The sequence below is a fragment of the Vibrio qinghaiensis genome (assembly GCF_002257545.1).
Taxonomy (GTDB): Bacteria; Pseudomonadota; Gammaproteobacteria; order Enterobacterales; family Vibrionaceae; genus Vibrio; species Vibrio ordalii.
The window spans coordinates 149347-168492 of the sequence record NZ_CP022741.1; the positions used below are offsets into that span (position 1 = coordinate 149347).

Here is a 19146-nt window from a genome sequence, read left to right on the forward strand (position 1 = left end):
AAGATTGTCGGGTTAAAAACATCCATTACTCCAGATCAGAAATTTGATGAGGAATTGAATGACAAACCAAACGTATCAAATGGCTCTCGTTTCACAAGACAGCTTAGACAGCTACATTCGTTCAGTGAACAGCTACCCAATGCTGAGCGCGGAAGAAGAGCGGTCACTCGCAGAGCGATTACATTACAAAGGTGAAATTGAAGCGGCGAAAGGGTTGATCTTATCGCACCTTCGATTCGTTGTTCACGTTGCTCGTGGCTATTCTGGTTACGGCCTACCCATGGCGGATTTGGTTCAGGAAGGCAATATTGGCTTAATGAAAGCGGTGAAGCGTTTTAACCCAGAAGTTGGGGTGAGACTGGTTTCATTTGCTGTGCACTGGATCAAAGCTGAAATCCACGAATACGTGTTACGCAATTGGCGCATTGTAAAAATTGCGACCACGAAAGCGCAACGTAAGCTGTTCTTCAACCTACGCAAATCGAAAAAGCGTTTAGGCTGGTTTAATAGTAGTGAAGTGGAAGCGGTTGCCCGTGAGTTGGGCGTTGACCCGGCTGAAGTGCGAGAAATGGAATCACGCTTAGCCGCGCAAGATGCCACCTTTGAAATGTCGGCGGAAGACGATGATTCGAGCGCTTCTTACACCGCGCCTGTGCTTTATCTTGAAGACAAGCATTCCGATCTTGCGGACAACATTGAAGCTGATAATTGGGAGCATCATACTAACAATCGCTTAAGTCTGGCGTTGGCTAGCTTAGATGAACGCAGTAAACATATTGTGCGCTCTCGTTGGTTGGATGATCAAAAAGCCACGCTACAAGAGTTAGCGGAAGAGTATGGCGTCTCAGCTGAGCGTATTCGTCAGCTAGAAAAAAATGCAATGAAGAAGCTAAAGGATGCTGTCGGCGAGTTCTAATCACTGACTTATTGTGAATATTGTGAATCGCATTAAAAGCCGAGATCTTACGATCTCGGTTTTTTTATTTTTGATCGGTTGAAGTGATCAAATTTTCAGCGCGTTGATTGTGGATAACTCTGTGACAAAATTATTTACGAGTTGTCATCAAGTCGGTGAAATCAAGGCTTGAACACTGTTTTGTATTTGGGGATATGTATTGTGTTACACACAGAAAAGTAAGGATCATTACTACATGTTGTGGATCTATTTCTCATTTACTACTTTATCAACGCAATCCACAAGATTATCCACAAACGGCGAAAAAGTGATCAGTAGTGGATAACCTTATAAAGGCCGTGTACTTGATTGCCTTGGGATAGGTTACAATCAAACGCTAAAAATAAAACCAATCAGAGGAAGCGATGGATCAGTTTCAACATATCAATGCTCAAGCAGCACAAGCTTTAATGGAACAACATGATGCGCAATTAGTGGATATTCGTGATGCGCAATCTTTTGCGGTTGCACATGCAAATGGCGCATTCCACTTAACCAATGACAGCATGGTTTCATTTATGGACAAAAGCGAATTTGACCAGCCCATTTTAGTCATGTGTTATCACGGCATTAGCAGCCAAGGTGCTGCACAGTATCTGGTTAACCAAGGTTTTGAACAGGTGTATAGTGTGGATGGTGGATTCGAAGCTTGGCATCGTGCAGGCTTGCCCGTAACCAGCAATTAGGATGACTTATGTTTAGATTGATCACGCTCAATAACCCAAGAATGGCGCAAGCCTTTATTGATTATATGGCCTCTCGTGAAATTGAGATTCAAATGATGCCGGAAGGGAGTGGTCAATTTGCGTTATGGTTACTTGATGAGCAACATCAGATTGAAGCCGAAGCGGAACTCAACCATTTTCTGCACAATCCAAATGACAGAAAGTATCAAGCCGCTTCATGGGATGTGGCTGAAAGCCGAAAAAGTCACTTTCAATATCGTTCACCGAGCATGTTGGCGATGCTCAAAGCCAAAGCTGGGCCTTTAACACTGGGCGTGATGATGGTATGTACCATTATCTTTGCATTGCAGCAGTTTGGACTAGCCAATCAAGTATTTTCTGCATTACATTTTCCTGCTTTGGCTGGCCAGCAATGGCAGATTTGGCGCTGGTTTAGTCATGCTTTACTTCATTTCTCTGTGCTGCACATCGTCTTTAACTTGTTATGGTGGTGGCAGTTGGGAGGCGATGTTGAAAAACGGCTTGGCTCATTCAAACTTGGACAGCTATTTTTAGTGTCAGCACTGTTGTCCGGTGCAGCTCAGTACTGGGTTGAAGGCGCCAATTTTGGTGGTTTATCGGGTGTGGTCTATGCGTTGGTCGGTTATCTATGGATGCTCGGTTGGAAAGCCCCTCACCTTGGCTTACAAATGCCCAAACCGGTGATCGGTTTCATGCTGGTGTGGTTGGTGCTTGGCTTTGTGCAGCCTTTTATGGCGATTGCGAACAGCGCACATTTAGCCGGTCTATTGACCGGCATCGTGTTTGGTTTGAATGATGCCAATCGTTACCAAGCCCGTTAGGTGAAAGGTTTAATCCGCACAATGCCGAGCTTCGCTCTACTGGTAGATGTATTTGGTAAACAGCAAGTCAGCAATAATGGTTCGGCCTATTTCCGGCAGTAGCACAGCGTTGAGCTCTTTCACCAACGTTTTTCTTAAATCTTCCCGTCCTGCGAGTGATTTTATCGTCTCTTCGGTTTGTTTGCCAAGTAGCTCGACAATGGCATCGCGAATGAGTGGTTGATGTTGTTCAACCGCAGGTAAATCGGCACCACTGGCGACCATCACATCGATGCGAACTTGGATATAGCCCAACTTGTTCCCTTTAGTGAAAAAGTTGGTAGTGAGATCCGGCTCTAAGGTAAAGTACGCCAATTTAGGTTCTTTTTCTTCTTGCGCATAACTTGGTAAGGCACACATCAGACTTAGGGCGACAATTATTTGGGTTACATAACGTTTAAGCATATTTCTATCTTTTCTTTAATGGGTACACGATACTCGAATTGCTTTAGTCTTGTTACAATAGAGCATCGAATTGTAATCAGAATGCTTATCTCGTTGTTTGGAATATACCGCAGTTGTCTTTCCCTATGTTTCAAATGGGATGAGAACCTCCAACCTAGGCCATTCTTTGAGTGAGCGCTTTTATGGTTGTGTTAACCAAAAATGGAGCTTTATTGTACGTCGATAAAGCCACTAATTGAATACTAGTATGAATCAATCAATTTCGCTCTATCTGTCTGCATTACGAGAAGTTATTTGGCAGCAACCTGACGATTTCTCTTTTCCCGATCGGGTTTCTCAGTCTTGGCTTTTAGAGCAAGGATCATTATCTCGCGTGTTAGAGGCGCAGTGCCAGCAACTGAGCGTTGAGCTACTCTACAACAAGCTCGTTGAGGCAGAGCAATTACAGGGCGATGAGATAGCTTTGTTATCTGATGAAGCCTGTTTGCTACGGCAGGTGGTATTGCGTGGCGATCAACAGCCATGGGTTTTAGGCCGTACTTTAATTCCTCAATCTTCGATGCTGGGTCAGCAATATGACTTAGCGCGCCAAGGTGATATCCCGCTTGGATTAACGGTTTTTCGTGCTGAGCACGTTAAGCGTGACGCACTACAAGTGGGCTGGGCAATGATGGAAGAGCGGCCGTTGCTCGCACGCCGTTCACGATTATGGATGAATAACAAACCGATGTTAGTTGCGGAGCTGTTTTTACCCTTTTCACCGATTTACTCTAAGGAGAGAGTGTCATGACTTTGGTTAAGGCGCGTGCTTATTGGCAACTGATGCGCATGGATCGCCCCATTGGATCTTTACTATTGCTGTGGCCAACCTTATGGGCATTGATTTTAGCCGCCCAAGGGTTCCCTGATCCTAAAGTGCTACTGGTGTTTGTGTTAGGAGTGCTGTTGATGCGCTCGGCGGGCTGTGTGATCAATGATTTTGCCGATCGCAACGTTGATGGGCATGTGAAGCGAACTAAACAGCGCCCCTTGCCAGCAGGTCGAGTGACAACCAAAGAGGCGATTGCGCTGTTTTTAACGCTAGGTATCACTTCTTTCCTGCTGGTTTTGGCCATGAATCCACTCACGGTTCAGCTCTCCTTTGTCGGTATCGCATTAGCGTTTGTTTATCCGTTCATGAAACGTTATACACACCTTCCGCAGTTGGTATTAGGGCTGGCCTTTAGTTGGTCTATTCCGATGGCATGGGCGGCGCAAGCCAACGAATTGCCAGCGGTGATGTGGGGGCTATTTTTGATCAATGCGTTGTGGACAGTGGCGTATGATACGCAGTATGCGATGGTTGATCGCGATGACGATATCAATGTCGGAGTTAAATCGACCGCTATTTTATTTGGCCGCTTTGATAAAATCATCATTGGTATTTTACAGTTGTTGGTTGTGGCGTTGATGATTGCACTTGGTGGCTATTATCAGTTAGGGGCGAGTTTTTATTGGTCAGTGCTGGCTGCTGCAGCGCTATTTGTCTATCAGCAGCGCTTAATTCGTCATCGCGATCGCGACTTATGCTTTCACGCTTTTCTCAATAACAATCACGTTGGCATGGTGTTAACGTTAGGTCTGCTTTTTGCCTTTTGGTAAGTACTTCACGAATAAAGTAAAGGCATCCATTGGGATGCCTTTACTGTTTCTGACGACTGATTAATTCGTTTAGCAGAGACTTTCTTGAATGGTTAAGCGAATTTCAGGATAGAGCATTGAGTAAAGTAGGTGTGCGAGCTGAACGGTTGGCTCTAAATGGCAATTGCCATCAACATCCAAATAGCCCTGCTCTTTGAGCGTGACAAACATGGCGGAGAAGACTCCTTTATCAAAAAATTCAGGGGCATTGATGCCATGCAAACGGCCAAGACGTTGTGCAATTTCTTGGCTCTTTTGCTCTAAATCTGATTTGCCTACGTCAGGGTTGGCGGCCAGTAGATTGAGAGCAATCGCGTAGCGTTCTAGGGTTTCTGAAATGGTACGACCGAGCAGCATCAACACTTGTGTTTTGGCTTGATTAATAGCCACGACACCCTCTTCTAGCGTCACTAATTGTTGACGTTGCAGTTCGTTAACGTAAGCGTTGACTACATCCGCGAGTTCATCTTGCGCAAAGCTTAAAAACAGCTCCTGCTTTAAGAAGGGATAAATCAGTGCCACATTAGCGGTTATTTGCTCTAGTGATAAAGTCTGCTGGCGGATCAGCATCTGCGCAATCAGCGAGGGAATGGCAAACAGATGAATGATGTTATTGCGATAGTAGGTCATCAAAATCGACTGATTGCGATCAAGGGAAATAATCTCACCCATGGTATCGGATTCAATTACAAATTTGTCGAGTGACTGTGCGTGGTTAACCAGTTCTTCAGCACTGGCTTTAGGCACAGTGCAGGTTGCTGAATAGCGCACGTTATTTAGTAGCGATAAATAGCAGTCGATCTGCTTAATTAAATTGTCGCGAGCCAGTGCACTTTGGCGTGAAGCAAGTAGCGCAGTGGCACATAAAGTTAACGCATTGGCCGCCGCTGCATCGTTAATGTGCGTCATCATCTTGGTGGCCAGTTGGTTAACAATCGGGTTGATCCACTGCGGTTTGGTGCTGCCCATTGGGTCAATATCTTGCGTCCATTCTGGAACTTGCTCGTTAAGGTATTGATTCAGTGGGATCGGTTCGCCGAAATTGACATAGCCTTGGCCAAAATTACGCAGCTTGCGAATCGTGCGCAGCACTAAACCCGCATTTTCTTTCTCCTTACTTTTGCCGCGCAGCTCTTTGGCATAAGTGCTTACTTCCATCACGTGTTCATAGCCGATATAAACTGGAACGAGTGTCACCGGGCGGTTAAGGCCGCGCAACATGGCCTGGATGGTCATCGCTAGCATGCCCGTTTTCGCCGGCAGTAAACGACCAGTACGTGAACGGCCACCTTCGCTGAAATATTCAACTGAATAGCCTTTGGTAAATAGCTCAGCCAGATATTCGCGGAAAATGGTCGAATAGAGCTTATTGCCTTTAAAACTGCGACGAATGAAGAATGCGCCGCCACGGCGAAAAATCGGCCCTGCTGGGAAAAAGTTCAAGTTGATTCCAGCGGCAATATGCGGTGGTACCATGCCTTCGTGATACAGCACATAAGAAAGTAAGAGATAATCCATATGACTTCGATGACAAGGGACATAGACAATTTCGTGTCCATCTTGCGCAAGGCGACGTACGGTAGCGGCATTATTAATATTGAGACCTTGGTAAATGCGGTTCCATAGCCAGCCCAGTATGAGATCACCTTTTTTGATTAGGGAGTAAGAGAAGTCAGCAGCAATCTCATCCATGATGTCATGCGCTTCTTTACGCGCTTTTTCGAGGGAGATATTGTTGGCTTTCGCTTGATCCTCAATCGCTTTTTCAATCGCTTGTGATTTAATTAGGCGGTTAAACAGCGCTTGGCGATTGGGCAAATTTGGCCCAGAAGCTGCCAGCTTTTGGCGAGAGAAATGAATACGAGCCACTCGTGCCAACTTATGCGCGATAGATTCGTCGGTGCCGTGTGAATCAGCCATATAGCGCAGTGAAACCACTGGGCTAAAACGCACCATGCAATCGCGTCCAGCAAAAATTACCGCGAGTGCTTTTTGTGGGCCATTTAAGGCTTGGAGATAGGGTTTCTCTTGCCCCTCTTTACCTGGTTTACGTCCCCAAAGCACCGTCGCAGGGATCATCTGAACGTCCAATTCCGTATCAAACTTATGCAATTCAAGCAGTTCAGAAAAAAGAGCGATAGAGTCACTAGGAACGTGCTGATCATTGCGCATCAAGGTTGGACGCGCCGAGATGAAAACATAACGGACAAAACTTTTGCCGTTTAGCTCAAGCGGTTGTAGCGGGTCAGGTAAACCCAGTTGTTTGGCGTGAGTTTGCAAGGTGAGCAAATCAACACTTGAGCGAAAAGGTAAGGCGTAAACAATCGGCTTGTGAATATCAATGCCGTGATCTTCTATTGGATTGGAAGGGATCGCCGTGCCTTTGACCAACGCAGACAAAGGTAATTTTAGTAGTGAACGAGATAATGAGTGTCCAGAAGACATAAAGGTCGTTGCCTCAAGAATATTTCAATATGCTTAAGCGCATGTCCATTTCCCTGTGAGTTGATAGTCAAAGAAATCGATATGCGCCGAAGCGGCTAGCTATTTTTGAGCGGCAAGGATACCAGAAACTGGTCAAACCTTTTAATCATTATTGTTTAGTAAAACAGCATCACTTGCGAGGAGGGTCACTGAATCTGTGAGGTATTTATCGGTCGATTGAGCCATTTTTTGTAAATAGCCAAAAAATAAGCGTCCGCTCTTCCATTTATTCGATTACTGGATATACTCACAGTTAACTGTATAAACAGACAGGTGAGATATGAAGCCGTTAACGCCCCGCCAGCAACAAGTATTTGATCTTATCCGCAGTAAGATCGACGAAACCGGAATGCCACCGACTCGCGCTGAAATCGCACGCGAGCTGGGTTTTCGTTCCGCCAATGCCGCAGAAGAGCATTTAAAAGCACTGGCTCGTAAACAAGCGATTGAAATTATTCCGGGTGCCTCTCGTGGGTTGCGTATCTTACTTGAAGCTGCCAATGAGCCAGAAGATCTTGGCCTGCCTTTAATTGGTCGAGTCGCGGCGGGAGAGCCTATTTTGGCGCAAGAGCATGTCGAAGCGCATTACCAAGTGGATCCCAATATGTTTCGCCCTCAAGCGGATTTCTTACTGCGTGTGCAAGGCGAAAGTATGAAAGATATTGGCATTATGGACGGTGACTTACTCGCGGTGCACAAAACACAAGATGTGCGTAATGGGCAAGTGGTGGTGGCGCGTGTTGAAGATGATGTGACAGTAAAACGTCTAGAACGCAAGGGCTCTACCGTGTTATTGCACGCAGAGAATGAAGCGTTCTCACCGATTGAAGTGGATCTTAAATCTCAGCAGCTCACCATTGAAGGTGTGGCCGTCGGCATTATTCGCAATACCGATTGGATGTAATTTATTATTGAGATCTATTCTCAATAACTTGTTATTCTAACTGATATTCATTATCATCTTCCTTGTTGTTACATCGAGTTGCGACATAAGGAAGATGGTAATGCCTACCGATAAACATTCACTAACCCCACGTCATCATATTCCAACCAATTTAGTTCAACCGTTGTGGTTTCGTAGCCGCGAAAGTTTGGTTGATAACGGGTTAGTGTATGATCCGATCGCTGCAAAGGCCTGCCAGAGCTGTCACTTAGCCCCCGAATGTTTAAGCGGTGATATCGATCAAAAACAATTACTGCATGCCACCTTAACGCAATTGTGCGATCAACAAGTGCGCGCGTTTATTGAGCGCAATCCTGATGGATGGATCATTAATGTCGGTGCAGGGTTAGATACCCGTTTTTATCGGGTAGATAACGGGCGTTGCCATTGGATAGAACTCGATATCACCGAAAACCTGCTGTGGCGGCAGAAATTGTTTCATCGCAGTGAGCGTTATCAACATGTGTGTGGCAGTGTCGATGATCTTCAGTGGTTGGATGCATTGCCTATTGCGGAATCCTCAGCCGTTTTAATCGTTTGTGAGCATGCGTTATTAGATTGTACGGTGCAGCAACTCACCTATTTTATCCGCGCATTGGGTTTGCATTTTTCTAATGCAGCGGCTTGTTTAATGCTGGCTGGAGATAAAACCGCTTCCACTTTAGGTCAGAAAATGGGCTCAGGCCATTACGGACATGGTTTTGCTAATCCAACCGAAGCGGTACTCAATGTCTTGCCTTGGGCTTCGTCGGCAAAAACGTTTTCACCGCTCGATCAACATTGTGGCCGCTGGAAATTATGGCAACGTTGGTTAAGTAAGGTGATGGTTTACAAGCTGCGCTTAACACCCGTTTTAGTTTATGTCCGTTGGTGAGTAACCGCTAGCCGTCCTCCTATCACTCCGCTACACTTTGCTCTCACCCATGAGAGGTCAACGTGTCGCACTCTATTTTACAAACCTTATCGAACCGTTCCATACATCGGCAAGTGTTGCTACTTGCGATACCTATGGTGCTGTCCAATATTACCGTACCGCTGTTAGGTTTAGTCGATGCGGCGGTGATCGGTCATCTGGAACACGCTTGGTATTTAGGTGGTGTGGCACTTGGCGGTACGGTAGTCAGTGTCACTTTCTGGTTACTCGGCTTTTTAAGAATGTCGACCACAGGCCTTGCGGCGCAAGCATACGGTGAACAATCGCCACAAAAACTGGCGTTAGTCTTGTTGCAAGGGCTCTTGATGGCACTGGTATTTGCGTTGTTGTTTTTGATTCTGCATCGATGGATTGGCGATGCGATTTTTTCAGCCAGCAGTGCCAGTGAGCAAGTAAAACAATATGGGTTGCAGTATTTTGTGATTCGAGCGTGGAGCGCGCCCGCCGCATTGGCCAACTTTGTACTGCTCGGCTGGCTGTTAGCCACGCAAAATGCTAAAGCGCCGATGTGGATGGTGATCATCACTAACTTAACCAACATCGCGTTGGATATTCTGTTTGTGTTGGGTTTCGGCTGGAAAGTGGAAGGTGCTGCGCTGGCATCGGTTATCGCCGATTATGCGGGCATGATCTTTGGCTTACTGTGTGTTTGGCGCTATTGGTTGCGGCATCAACTCCCTTCGCCACTGCAGCTAGGTGTTTTAGTGACACAAGGTCTTAGCCGCTTTGTGAAATTGAATCGCGATATTTTCCTGCGTTCACTCTGTTTGCAGGCGGCGTTCAGCTTTATGACCTTTCAAGGGGCGGCGTTTGGCGATCAAACCGTGGCGGCTAACGCTGTCTTAATGAGTTTTTTGATGATGATCTCCTATGGCATGGATGGTTTCGCTTATGCGATGGAGGCCATGGTTGGCAAAGCAATTGGTGCAAAAAGTGAGGCGCAGCTCAAAAGTGCTCTGATCGGCAGTTTTTTCTGGAGTGCGATAATTTGTTTGGCATTGACGGTGATGTTTGCGGTGTGGGGATCGGCGTTGATCACGCTGATCACTGACATTAACGCAGTTCAGCAAGCGGCTAACCGTTATCTACCGTGGCTGGTGGCGATGCCGTTAACCGCGATGTGGTGTTTTTTATTGGATGGTATTTTTATCGGCGCGACCAAAGGTAAAGAGATGCGCAACAGCATGTTTGTCGCGATGTGCAGTTTTTTCAGCGTTTTCTATCTGGCTCAGTCTTTGGGTAATCACGCCCTGTGGATGGCGATGCTCAGCTTTATGGCAATGCGCGGCATCAGTTTAGGTGTGCTATTTATCTCACAATGGCGACGCGGTGTTTTTCTCACTTGATCAGCGAATCTATCCCTAAGCACTTCACTCACTAGGTTACCAAAAAGAAAGCCGCACTCGTTAGCGGCTTTCATTCCATTAGCAGGCAGAATTAGATCGATGATTAGAACAATCGATTCAGGCCATTTAACGCCGCTACGCGGTAGGCTTCGGCCATGGTTGGATAATTGAAGGTGGTATTGACGAAATATTCGAGGGTATTGGCTGCGCCTTTTTGCTCCATAATTGCCTGTCCGATATGGATGATTTCAGCCGCGCGTTCTCCAAACACATGAATACCTAAAATTTCTTTTGTCTCTCGGTGAAACAAAATTTTCAAGCTGCCGATATCTTTGCCAGAAATTTGTGCTCGTGCGAGGTGTTTAAACGAAGAGCGGCCAACCTCATACGGAATTTTGGCCGCGGTGAGTTCTTGCTCTGTTTTGCCCACTGAACTGATTTCAGGAATGGTGTAAATCCCAGTTGGAATGTCATCAATTAAGTGCCCTTGCGCTTGACCATGAGCAATCGCTTGAGCGACAAATCGACCTTGATCATAGGCTGCGCTCGCAAGGCTTGGGTAGCCAATGACATCACCGACTGCGTAGATGTGCTCCACCGAGGTTTGATAGTTACGATTGACGGCCAGTTGGCCACGTGAGTCGGCATTCAGGCCCACCGCTTTGAGGTTCAATTTGTCAGTGTTGCCCGTGCGTCCATTGGCATACAAGATACAGTCGGCTTTCATTTTTTTGCCCGATTGCAAGTGAACGATCACACCATCGTCAGTGCCTTCAATCTTTTCATGGGTTTCATCATTACGAATCACAATGCCGCTGTTCCAAAAATGGTACGAGAGTGCATCAGACGTTTCGTTATCCAGAAACGACAGCAAGCGGTCACGGGTATTGATGAGGTCGGTTTTGACCCCTAATCCGCGGAAAATAGAAGCGTATTCGCAACCAATGACGCCAGCGCCATAAATGATGATGTGGCGAGGATCGTGTTTAAGCGAGAGAATCGAATCGCTGTCATAAACTCGTTCATGAGTAAAATCAACATCATCAGGTTGATAAGGGCGTGAGCCAGTCGCAATCACAAATTTGTCGGCGCTGTATTTTTCGACGCTGCCGTCAGCGTGCGTAACCGCCACGGTATTTTTGTGGGTAAACTTAGCGTTACCAAAAATCAGCGTACACTGATTGCGATCGTAAAAGCCTTGGCGCAAGCGAGTCTGTTTATCAATCACAGATTTAGCATGGCCTAAAATATCAGAGAAAGTGAGATGAATACTGGTGTTGTTTTTACAAAATAGAGGGTTACTGTTGAATTCGATGATGCGGCTGACCGCATGGCGTAACGCCTTGGAGGGAATGGTGCCCCAATGGGTACAACCTCCGCCAACACTACTCTCTTTTTCGATAATGGCGACATTAAACCCCGCTTTAGTCAAACCCATTGCGGCGCCTTCTCCGCCTGGGCCGCTACCAATTACGATGACATCGAAGTGGTTTTGGTTCGCCATACTCTATTCCTTGTTGTATTTGTTTAACATTGCTGTAGCGAGATTTTAACTGATCCATCAGTGCGGTAAACGATGTTGCCATCAGAGAGTGGAGAGGATCACGCTCGAGAGGTGAAAACGCCACTTTATGCTATTGCTTTGCCCATCTTACTGTGGCGAGTGATTGAAATTAGGTTAGGTAACTGTTTAATTGGTTACTTCGTCCCAAGAGGCGATGTTGTGGCTTAGACAACGTGCTCAATCACGTTATAGTATGGCTCAGATAGTAAAAGAGAAGCGACTGAATATGAAATCGATGGGAATTCGCGCATTACAAAAAGAAAAAACACGTCGTTCATTGATTGATGCAGCATTTAGCCAATTAAGTGCCGATCGGAGTTTTTCTAACTTAAGTTTACGAGAAGTGGCCCGCGAGGCGGGGATTGCGCCCACCTCATTCTATCGACATTTTAAAGATATGGATGAGTTGGGTTTAACCATGGTTGATGAAGGCGGTTTACTGCTGCGCCAATTGATGCGCCAAGCACGGCAGCGCATTGTCAAAGAGGGCAGTGTGATTCGCACGTCGGTTGAAACCTTCATGGAATTTATTGAAAGTAGTCCCAATGTGTTTCGCTTATTACTGCGAGAACGCTCAGGTACTTCTTGTGAGTTTCGTGCTGCGGTAGTGCGAGAAATACAGCACTTTTCCGCAGAGCTCACCGAGTATTTGATGACGACAGGCATGGGCCGTGACGAGGCCTTAACTCAGGCCGAAGCTTCCGTTATTTTGGTGTTCAGCTCCGGCGCTGAAGCTTTAGATTTAGATCGACGTGAGCGAGATGAGCTTGCTGAACGTTTGATCATGCAGTTGCGAATGCTAGCCAAAGGGGCATTTTGGTATCGCAAAGAACGTGAACGTAATCGGCTCAAAGGGGGGATAGAGTAATGTCGAATGAAAACAACACAACCCATCGTGGTTCGGAAAGAAAAACACTTGTGCTAGCGCTCATCGCAGGTATGTGCGGCGATGCCTTGTTGTCTTGGGTAACCATTAGCCAAGTTCCGTTCTCCATTTTCCCACTGATTGCATTAGTGCTTTCTGTGCAGGCGTTGTATCAAGAATATTTGCGCCATCCGGTGGCGGAAGATCTTCCATTGGTAGCGCTTGCCTGTTTCTTTGTCGGTGCTTTTGGTCACTCGGCGTTTATCAAGGCGCAATATCCAGATTCTGGTTCTAACTTTTTCGCCATTCTCGTACTGCTGTTGTTGCTACTCTGGGTTGGAAGAAAATTGGGTTTTCTTGGCCGTTATCGCGCCGACTAAGTTCACAGAACAAGTATGATTCAAAACTAAAAAAACGAGCCGAAAGCGGCTAATGCCAGTCAGTTAAGCTGACTGGCATTCTTTTTATTAGGGTATTTCTTCGCTTTAGGCTTTATAGCTCTTGGGTACATTCTATCTTCCCGCTTAACAGGAAGAACATGGTGGGGAGCTTCTTCAAGCAACTGATTTATTCGTTTCGGTATCGTCCCAGCCGACTCGAGCCAGAAGCTGTGGATTAAGTGGATAATGGCATTGGCGCTTGTCGTGAAGCTCAGCTGATTCGGATGTAACCCCGGTATTTGTTTTGCCATATTTATCATCTGATAACGGATGATATTGTAGCTCAGTAGTAGCCCCCACAGCTCTTGACGTACTATCTCAGGTTTTTTACTGCGTAAGGTAAATTGGTTCTTAAGTAGCGATGATTTCATTTCTCTGTAACCCACCTCAATTTCCCATCGATGGCTGTATAGGTCAGCGATTTCTGCGCTAGGGTAGCGCAAAGCATCGGTCATCGACGTGAGGATATTGACCTCTTTTCTCTTAATCGTTTTGGTTAGGAGCCTAACCATCACTGACTCTGGTAAATCCGAGAACTTCTTTCTGGCTTGAGGGTTAGACTGCAAGCGGATTATTTTGTCATTTCTACCGAGCTTGCTGATGGTCGTATATTACGTGCCTTTCTTCATTGGCATTAACCAATGGCGAGCAACGCCTGTCGACGCCCAGCGATTGAGTAGACCTAGTGAGAAAAAGCCTCTATCAAACAGGGTTAAGCTGTTATCTGGCGTCGTTTCGATGAGTTGTTCTGCCAATGCCATTTCATTGGTTTTGTAGCTATCGAATACACTTGCAATGAGCATATGACTTGTTACCTCCATCTGGTACACCATACGGACTTGAGGGAAAGCTCCTTCGCCGTTTTGGTTCGAGGGAGCTTTAAAAGTGTCTCTATTTTCATCGCTATCAGGTGTTCGCCATACCACCCCATCGACAGCAAGAAGCTTTAAGCCTGCCCAAGTAGGATGTTGAGTCTCTTCATTCCACAACTTCTGACTTTGAACAAAAACCTCTTTCACTGCTTGCTCGCCTAGTCTCTGTCTCGCCTGAACGATGGCGCTAGGAGCGACAAGTGCTCGTTTTTCAGGCAGCACCAATTGAGCTTTTGAAACGATACTCCACAGAGGTTCTTGTCGATAAAGAGACATAGCAATGACAGACCAAACCGCCATATCAAGAGGGATTCTACGCTTTCGAACCGTTGCAACCCCTGAAGTTTCAAGACACTGATTAATAAAGTCTGGACACAGAATGTCACTGAGTTGTCCTAGTTGCTCTGTATTTGGAGCATAGCCATTGGCGAGTGAGAGGGCTGTCGTTAATTGCAAAAGAAAAAGCTCTAAGTGGGAATACTTAGAGCCTTTATAAGCTATCTGCTGGGTCGTTCAACCGATCATTTTTGGCTTAACTGATCGGCATTACGCTATAGCTCCTAATTATCAGGGCAAAGGGTATGTTTTTGAAGCTGCATATGCAGTTTTGGAACAAACTTTCCGCGTAGGTAAACATTCGAAAATTTATGGAGTAGCATTGAAAGAAAATTTACCTTCTTTAGCAATAATCAAAAAGTTAGGTATGACTCCAGAACCAACAGATAGCCTTTACGGTAACGTCGATAATCTAGAAACGTATGCTTTAGAAAAATTCATACAAACGGTTCAAGAGGGACTACCAACGCTTGGCTGTTTTGGTTCAAATTGGTTTTCGTGGTTAAGGCGGTTATTTTTAGTTTAGCGGAATGCGTTGTTAGCTCGTAAGCGCATCATAAACCCCACATTCTAATCATCCTCAGTCCGCCATAAGATCAAATCTCCAACCACAAGGAGATTTGAAATGGCAAAACGGCGCACCAACAAAGAATGGCAAACCCTGTTTGAAAAATACCAATCCAGTCATCTATCCCAGCGTCTTCTGTGAGCGTAACGAGCTAAGTTTGTCTACCTTTTATGCCAAACGCCAGCAGTTACAAACAACGGAGTCAGCCAATATCAGTGGTTTTGTTAAAGCAGAAGTTATCGAAAAAACGACTCGCTACCAGATGGCTCAAGCATCCGTAGCCAATATGACCTTATCGATAAATAACGTTGAACTTAGCGTACCGCAAGGCACTCCCGTCCGTTACTTAGCCGAACTAATCGGGGCACTGTCATGAAGAGAATGCTCAGTGTACCCAATATTTACCTATTGATAAGAGCGTGTCGACTTTCGAAAGTCTATCAATGGCCTGGCGGCGATTATCGAGTCCGAAACCGATTTGCCGCTCGGCACGGGTGCGCTATTCCTGTTTACCAATAAACAACGCGACAAAGTACAAAGTGTTGTACTGGGATAAAACGGGCTTTGCCCTGTGGTACAAACGGCTCGAAAAAGCCAAATTCAAATGGCCCACTCAAGAGAAAAAACAGGTCTACACCCTGACTCAATTTGACTTAGATAGACTGTTATCTGGCTTCACAATAATCGGCCATAAACCGATAAAAATAGAGAACTTTACAATGAGTTAACTTCGGTAAAAGTCAGTTATACCAAGCCTTGGTGTGGTGTTTTTAGTATAATCAATGCCATGAAAAAGATGCCCGATATTAACCCAGAAAGCCAAGACATCGCCGAGCTTCAAGCTATGGTGAAAGCGTTGATGTCGGAGAGAAATGCGCTGCAAAAGAAGGAAGCGCAATGGCAACAAGATTGCCAATCCTTAATCGAACAGTTCAAACTCGCCCTTGACCGTCAATTCGCCAAACGCTCGGAAGCGTTAAAGCCTTATGATGAAGCGCAAGGTGACCTCTTCAATGAAACGGAATGTGAAGCGGCGAAAGTTATCGTCAGGAAACCTTGTTCACCCAATCAGGTATCGAGTTATCGAGAACGACCATGGCCAGGTGGGTAATCCAGGTGAGTGAAAAGTTCAAACCGCTTTATCAGGCACTGAAGGCTCACTTACTCGAACAAGTGGTGGTTCAGGCCGATGAAACGCCGCTCAATGTGCTCAAGGAAGACAAGCAATGTTACATGTGGTTGTACTGCTCGGGAGCCGACTCCCCTGAAGCTAAACTCCCTGACATGAAAAATATCGTCTTGTTCGACTATCAAAACAGTCGCGCGAGAGTGTGCCCCGTGAACTTCTTGGGTGATTACTCAGGCTATCTGCAAAGTGATGGTTACGCGGCTTATGATGGATTAACCAACGTCACCAATGTCGGTTGCTTGGCTCATGCACGTCGTAAGTTCATGGAAGCGAAGAAGCTTCAGGGCAAGGGTAAAACAGGTAAAGCGGATGTGGCGTTAGCCAAAATCCAAAAGTTGTACGCACTTGAATCTCGATTAAAACTGGCTTCGGTCGAAGAGCGTTGGGCAGAAAGACAAGCGCAGGCTAAACCGATGTTGGATGACTTCTATGACTGGTTAACCACGCAGAAAGTCATCGAATCGAGTCCTCTTGGTAAAGCCATCAAGTACACCTTGGGTCAGTGGCCTAAGCTGATACGCTATGTTGAAGATGGGCATTTATCTATCGACAACAACCGAGCGGAACGCGCAATCAAATCGCTGGTCATTGGCAGAAAAAATTGGTTATTCTCGACGAATCCACTTGGTGCTGATGCGAGTGCTTTGCTGTATAGCATCATCGAGACGGCGAAAGCGAACGGACTGATACTCTACGATTACATGGTCAAATGTATGAAAGAACTGGCAAAGCCAGAGCCTGATATCAACTCACTGCTTCCTTGGAACTTCTCACACTAAAACGCCCCGTGGGATCATGGGGCGCATACATTACCTTGAAGAGCAGTTAGTGGTATTACAAGCCTGGGGCAAGAAGTTGCAATCTCTGATGGTTGACAATGTAGTGCCATTGTAATTGACTAACCTAATTTAATGACACAAAGATCGTAGTTCTTGGGTTCTAAAGTAAAAACTAATTTAGCATTGCTCAGTGTAGAACGTTCTCTTTTAAATTAGATTATTTTGAGTTCATCTTATTTATTACCTAGTCTTGTTTTTTGGGGAAATGCGCATAGCTTTGATAGATCCATACTAAAAGGGCGGCATTCATCGTAATAACGACAAATAACGCAGGAAGCCCTCCAAGATTAGACATCATCTTTATACCGTCAATACCAGAAAACGCGGTCATAAACCAAGCTATGACTGCAATAATACTTCCCCATAATATTTTAAATTTTGACTTCTGTTGGTTAGATTTTTCTTCTGCTCCACGTGTGTTAATGCAGAGAGATGAAATTGCTTCGGTATTGGAATCAGCTGCCGTGACGTATGCTAGGAAGGTAATACAAATAAACAGACCAATCAGTAGGTTTGACGCGGGCAACTGTTCTAGCAAGGCAAATATCACCGCACCTTCACCACTCTTAGTTAATATTGCGTAGAACAAACCATTCTGGTTTAAATCAAGCTCCAATATCATGCCGGCAAAGATGGCCATCCAAATTAAAGAGAAGCATGCGGGAATGATCATGTTTACAACAATAAACGATCTTACTGAATGACCACGAGCTATTTTGCCCAAGAATAGTGCCACAATCGGAGCCCATGCTAGCCAGTTAGCCCAATAAAATACAGTCCAACTTTTTGCCCAATCATCTCCTTCAGATAGATGAAAAGAAAAACTGCGAGCGACAAACTCAGACACGTAATTTGCAAAAGCGTTCGCACCGTTTGTAATGATCGTCTGGGTAGGTCCAAATATAAATGCAACTAAAGCGATGAGCACAAAAATAGCTGTATTTAATGCTGAGAGCCTAGCAATGCCTTTATGTAGCCCTGATACTGATGAAGCAACGAATGATATAACAATAAGCGCAATAACTAGGCCCAATAGAATCGGCCCGTTATCTATACCTGTTAAGTTGGACACCCCACTGGATAGTACGAGAGCTCCAGTTCCCAGTGATGAAGCCATACCAGCTACAAGTGCAAACATAGAGATCGAATCTACTACGCCACCTACATTTTGTGACACTCTGCTACCAAGAACGGGTTGCAATGATGCGCTGATCGAAAAACGATTGCTGAGATTGTAGAATGCCAATGCGAATGAAAGAGCTGGTATTGTATAGATGGCAAATGGAGTAAAAGTCCAATGCATGTACATGGTAGATAGCGCAAACTCTGCTGCTTCTTTTGAATTTGGTGTGATACCTAAAGATATTGGTGGCGAATAGATGTGAAATAAGGGCTCTGCTGTTGCCCAAAATAACATGCCTGCAGCCGTGGTTGTACAAATCGTGATAGAACACCAACGCCACTTAGTGAGTAGTGGTTTTGCCTCTTTGCCCCCAATCGTCACTTTTCCTAGTGGTGAGAAAAACACTACAACACAAGTCACAACCATGAAAAATGCACCAGCAGAAAACAACCAATCAAAAGTATTGAGTATCCAGTCATTAATTATCGTTGTGACAGTTAAAAAACCTGATAGGTTTAAAGAACTGGAGATTACAGCAATAGTTAATAATAAAAATGGTGGTATGAAAACTCTATATCGTAAATTATTGTTCATATTTAATCTGCGTTATATGGATACCGTAGGGTTTGTTAAATAGATACAAATTCAATGTAAATTTTTTTGTTTAATTATTTGGTTTAATGTTTTTTTTGGTTCAGCCTAAAGGTTAATGATCTTTGTTCCCTTTTATTTGAATCTATAGAGATGTTGGCTACGCACGTTCACCACAATTGCATGCCTATGCTCACGGTTGACACTTACTTGCCTTCCTACAACTCCAAGTAGTTTAGGAGGATCTAGTTATCTACTCAGAGGAAAGCTGTCCTGAGGAGGTGTCTTATTGACTTTTTTCACCTTACCACTATCAGATGGTGTGGTTTAATGTTGGTACTAAGTGCGTTGCTGAACTTTGAGCAAGCTTGGAAAAGGGATGAGTCAGTCACCGGTATAGCCACAAAACTATGCAGATGTCACAATGTTTGGATGATTTGATTCT

The 19146-nt window shown here is 45.2% G+C and carries 17 protein-coding genes and 4 pseudogenes; 16 read left to right on the forward strand and 5 right to left on the reverse strand.

Annotated elements, in window-relative coordinates; all coding sequences use genetic code 11:
- The first annotated feature begins 58 nt into the window (after positions 1–58).
- The 3 genes from rpoH (at position 59) to glpG (ending at position 2483) form a co-directional block, all read left to right on the forward strand.
- Complete coding sequence (gene rpoH / locus CCZ37_RS00760) at positions 59–916, forward strand: RNA polymerase sigma factor RpoH (RefSeq protein ID WP_010316901.1); 858 nt, start codon at positions 59–61, stop codon at positions 914–916.
- A gap of 404 nt (positions 917–1320) precedes the next feature.
- The gene (glpE, locus tag CCZ37_RS00765) at positions 1321–1641 is read left to right on the forward strand and encodes a thiosulfate sulfurtransferase GlpE (RefSeq protein WP_094499520.1); all 321 of its coding nucleotides are present in this window, start codon (positions 1321–1323) and stop codon (positions 1639–1641) included.
- 8 nt (positions 1642–1649) lie between these two features.
- A complete protein-coding gene (gene glpG / locus CCZ37_RS00770; RefSeq protein WP_094499521.1) occupies positions 1650–2483 on the forward strand; it encodes a rhomboid family intramembrane serine protease GlpG in 834 nt (277 codons plus the stop codon).
- Between the two features lie 36 nt (positions 2484–2519).
- Here the strand turns inward: glpG and CCZ37_RS00775 are convergent, their stop codons facing one another.
- Positions 2520–2927, reverse strand: coding sequence for a flagellar basal body-associated protein FliL (locus tag CCZ37_RS00775; RefSeq protein ID WP_094499522.1), 408 nt, complete (start codon positions 2925–2927; stop codon positions 2520–2522).
- A gap of 235 nt (positions 2928–3162) precedes the next feature.
- Between CCZ37_RS00775 and CCZ37_RS00780 the strand changes: the two genes are divergently transcribed.
- Both CCZ37_RS00780 and ubiA read left to right on the forward strand, forming a co-directional pair.
- A complete protein-coding gene (locus CCZ37_RS00780; protein ID WP_094499523.1) occupies positions 3163–3717 on the forward strand; it encodes a chorismate lyase in 555 nt (184 codons plus the stop codon).
- Positions 3714–4568, forward strand: a complete 855-nt coding sequence (gene ubiA / locus CCZ37_RS00785) for a 4-hydroxybenzoate octaprenyltransferase (protein WP_094499524.1) — start codon at positions 3714–3716, stop codon at positions 4566–4568. Before CCZ37_RS00780 ends, ubiA begins: the two co-directional genes overlap by 4 nt.
- 69 nt (positions 4569–4637) lie before the next feature.
- Here ubiA and plsB read toward each other — a convergent pair whose 3' ends face one another.
- The gene (plsB, locus tag CCZ37_RS00790; protein ID WP_094499525.1) at positions 4638–7052 is read right to left on the reverse strand and encodes a glycerol-3-phosphate 1-O-acyltransferase PlsB; all 2415 of its coding nucleotides are present in this window, start codon (positions 7050–7052) and stop codon (positions 4638–4640) included.
- A gap of 319 nt (positions 7053–7371) precedes the next feature.
- Between plsB and lexA the strand changes: the two genes are divergently transcribed.
- From lexA to dinF, 3 genes are all read left to right on the forward strand, one after another.
- Positions 7372–7995, forward strand: a complete 624-nt coding sequence (gene lexA, locus CCZ37_RS00795; RefSeq protein WP_026028591.1) for a transcriptional repressor LexA — start codon at positions 7372–7374, stop codon at positions 7993–7995.
- Positions 7996–8089: 94 nt separating this feature from the next.
- A complete protein-coding gene (locus tag CCZ37_RS00800; protein ID WP_081480662.1) occupies positions 8090–8908 on the forward strand; it encodes a class I SAM-dependent methyltransferase in 819 nt (272 codons plus the stop codon).
- Between the two features lie 62 nt (positions 8909–8970).
- Positions 8971–10314 carry an MATE family efflux transporter DinF gene (dinF, locus tag CCZ37_RS00805; RefSeq protein WP_094499526.1) on the forward strand — a complete coding sequence of 448 codons (1344 nt, stop codon included), beginning with the start codon at positions 8971–8973 and terminating at the stop codon, positions 10312–10314.
- Positions 10315–10417: 103 nt separating this feature from the next.
- Here dinF and sthA read toward each other — a convergent pair whose 3' ends face one another.
- The gene (gene sthA, locus CCZ37_RS00810; RefSeq protein ID WP_094499527.1) at positions 10418–11818 is read right to left on the reverse strand and encodes a Si-specific NAD(P)(+) transhydrogenase; all 1401 of its coding nucleotides are present in this window, start codon (positions 11816–11818) and stop codon (positions 10418–10420) included.
- 286 nt (positions 11819–12104) lie between these two features.
- On the opposite strand from sthA, the gene fabR reads away from it, so the two are divergent.
- A complete protein-coding gene (gene fabR, locus CCZ37_RS00815; protein WP_017048583.1) occupies positions 12105–12746 on the forward strand; it encodes an HTH-type transcriptional repressor FabR in 642 nt (213 codons plus the stop codon).
- Positions 12746–13123 (forward strand): YijD family membrane protein, encoded by a 378-nt coding sequence (locus CCZ37_RS00820; RefSeq protein WP_094499528.1) that lies wholly within the window; start codon positions 12746–12748, stop codon positions 13121–13123. Before fabR ends, CCZ37_RS00820 begins: the two co-directional genes overlap by 1 nt.
- Before the next feature lie 59 nt (positions 13124–13182).
- On the opposite strand, the pseudogene CCZ37_RS00825 reads toward CCZ37_RS00820, so the two are convergent.
- Positions 13183–14511 (reverse strand): annotated as a pseudogene (locus tag CCZ37_RS00825) (IS4 family transposase).
- 97 nt (positions 14512–14608) lie between these two features.
- On the opposite strand from CCZ37_RS00825, the pseudogene CCZ37_RS19250 reads away from it, so the two are divergent.
- The 6 genes and pseudogenes from CCZ37_RS19250 to tnpC form a co-directional block, all read left to right on the forward strand.
- A pseudogene (locus CCZ37_RS19250) lies at positions 14609–14704 on the forward strand (GNAT family N-acetyltransferase); the annotation flags it as partial.
- A 9-nt stretch (positions 14705–14713) separates the two neighbouring features.
- Positions 14714–14917, forward strand: coding sequence for a hypothetical protein (locus tag CCZ37_RS19255; RefSeq protein ID WP_029627189.1), 204 nt, complete (start codon positions 14714–14716; stop codon positions 14915–14917).
- 99 nt (positions 14918–15016) lie between these two features.
- Positions 15017–15335: pseudogene (tnpA, locus tag CCZ37_RS00835) on the forward strand (IS66 family insertion sequence element accessory protein TnpA).
- 84 nt (positions 15336–15419) lie between these two features.
- Positions 15420–15515: a hypothetical protein gene (locus CCZ37_RS19655; RefSeq protein ID WP_425275058.1), complete on the forward strand. Its 96-nt coding sequence runs from the start codon at positions 15420–15422 to the stop codon at positions 15513–15515.
- Positions 15499–15687 carry an IS66 family insertion sequence element accessory protein TnpB gene (tnpB, locus tag CCZ37_RS19660; RefSeq protein WP_162097693.1) on the forward strand — a complete coding sequence of 63 codons (189 nt, stop codon included), beginning with the start codon at positions 15499–15501 and terminating at the stop codon, positions 15685–15687. Before CCZ37_RS19655 ends, tnpB begins: the two co-directional genes overlap by 17 nt.
- Before the next feature lie 59 nt (positions 15688–15746).
- Positions 15747–16927: pseudogene (gene tnpC, locus CCZ37_RS00845) on the forward strand (IS66 family transposase).
- Between the two features lie 244 nt (positions 16928–17171).
- On the opposite strand, the gene CCZ37_RS00850 reads toward tnpC, so the two are convergent.
- A complete protein-coding gene (locus CCZ37_RS00850; RefSeq protein WP_094499529.1) occupies positions 17172–18704 on the reverse strand; it encodes a BCCT family transporter in 1533 nt (510 codons plus the stop codon).
- Between the last annotated feature and the right edge of the window lie 442 nt (positions 18705–19146).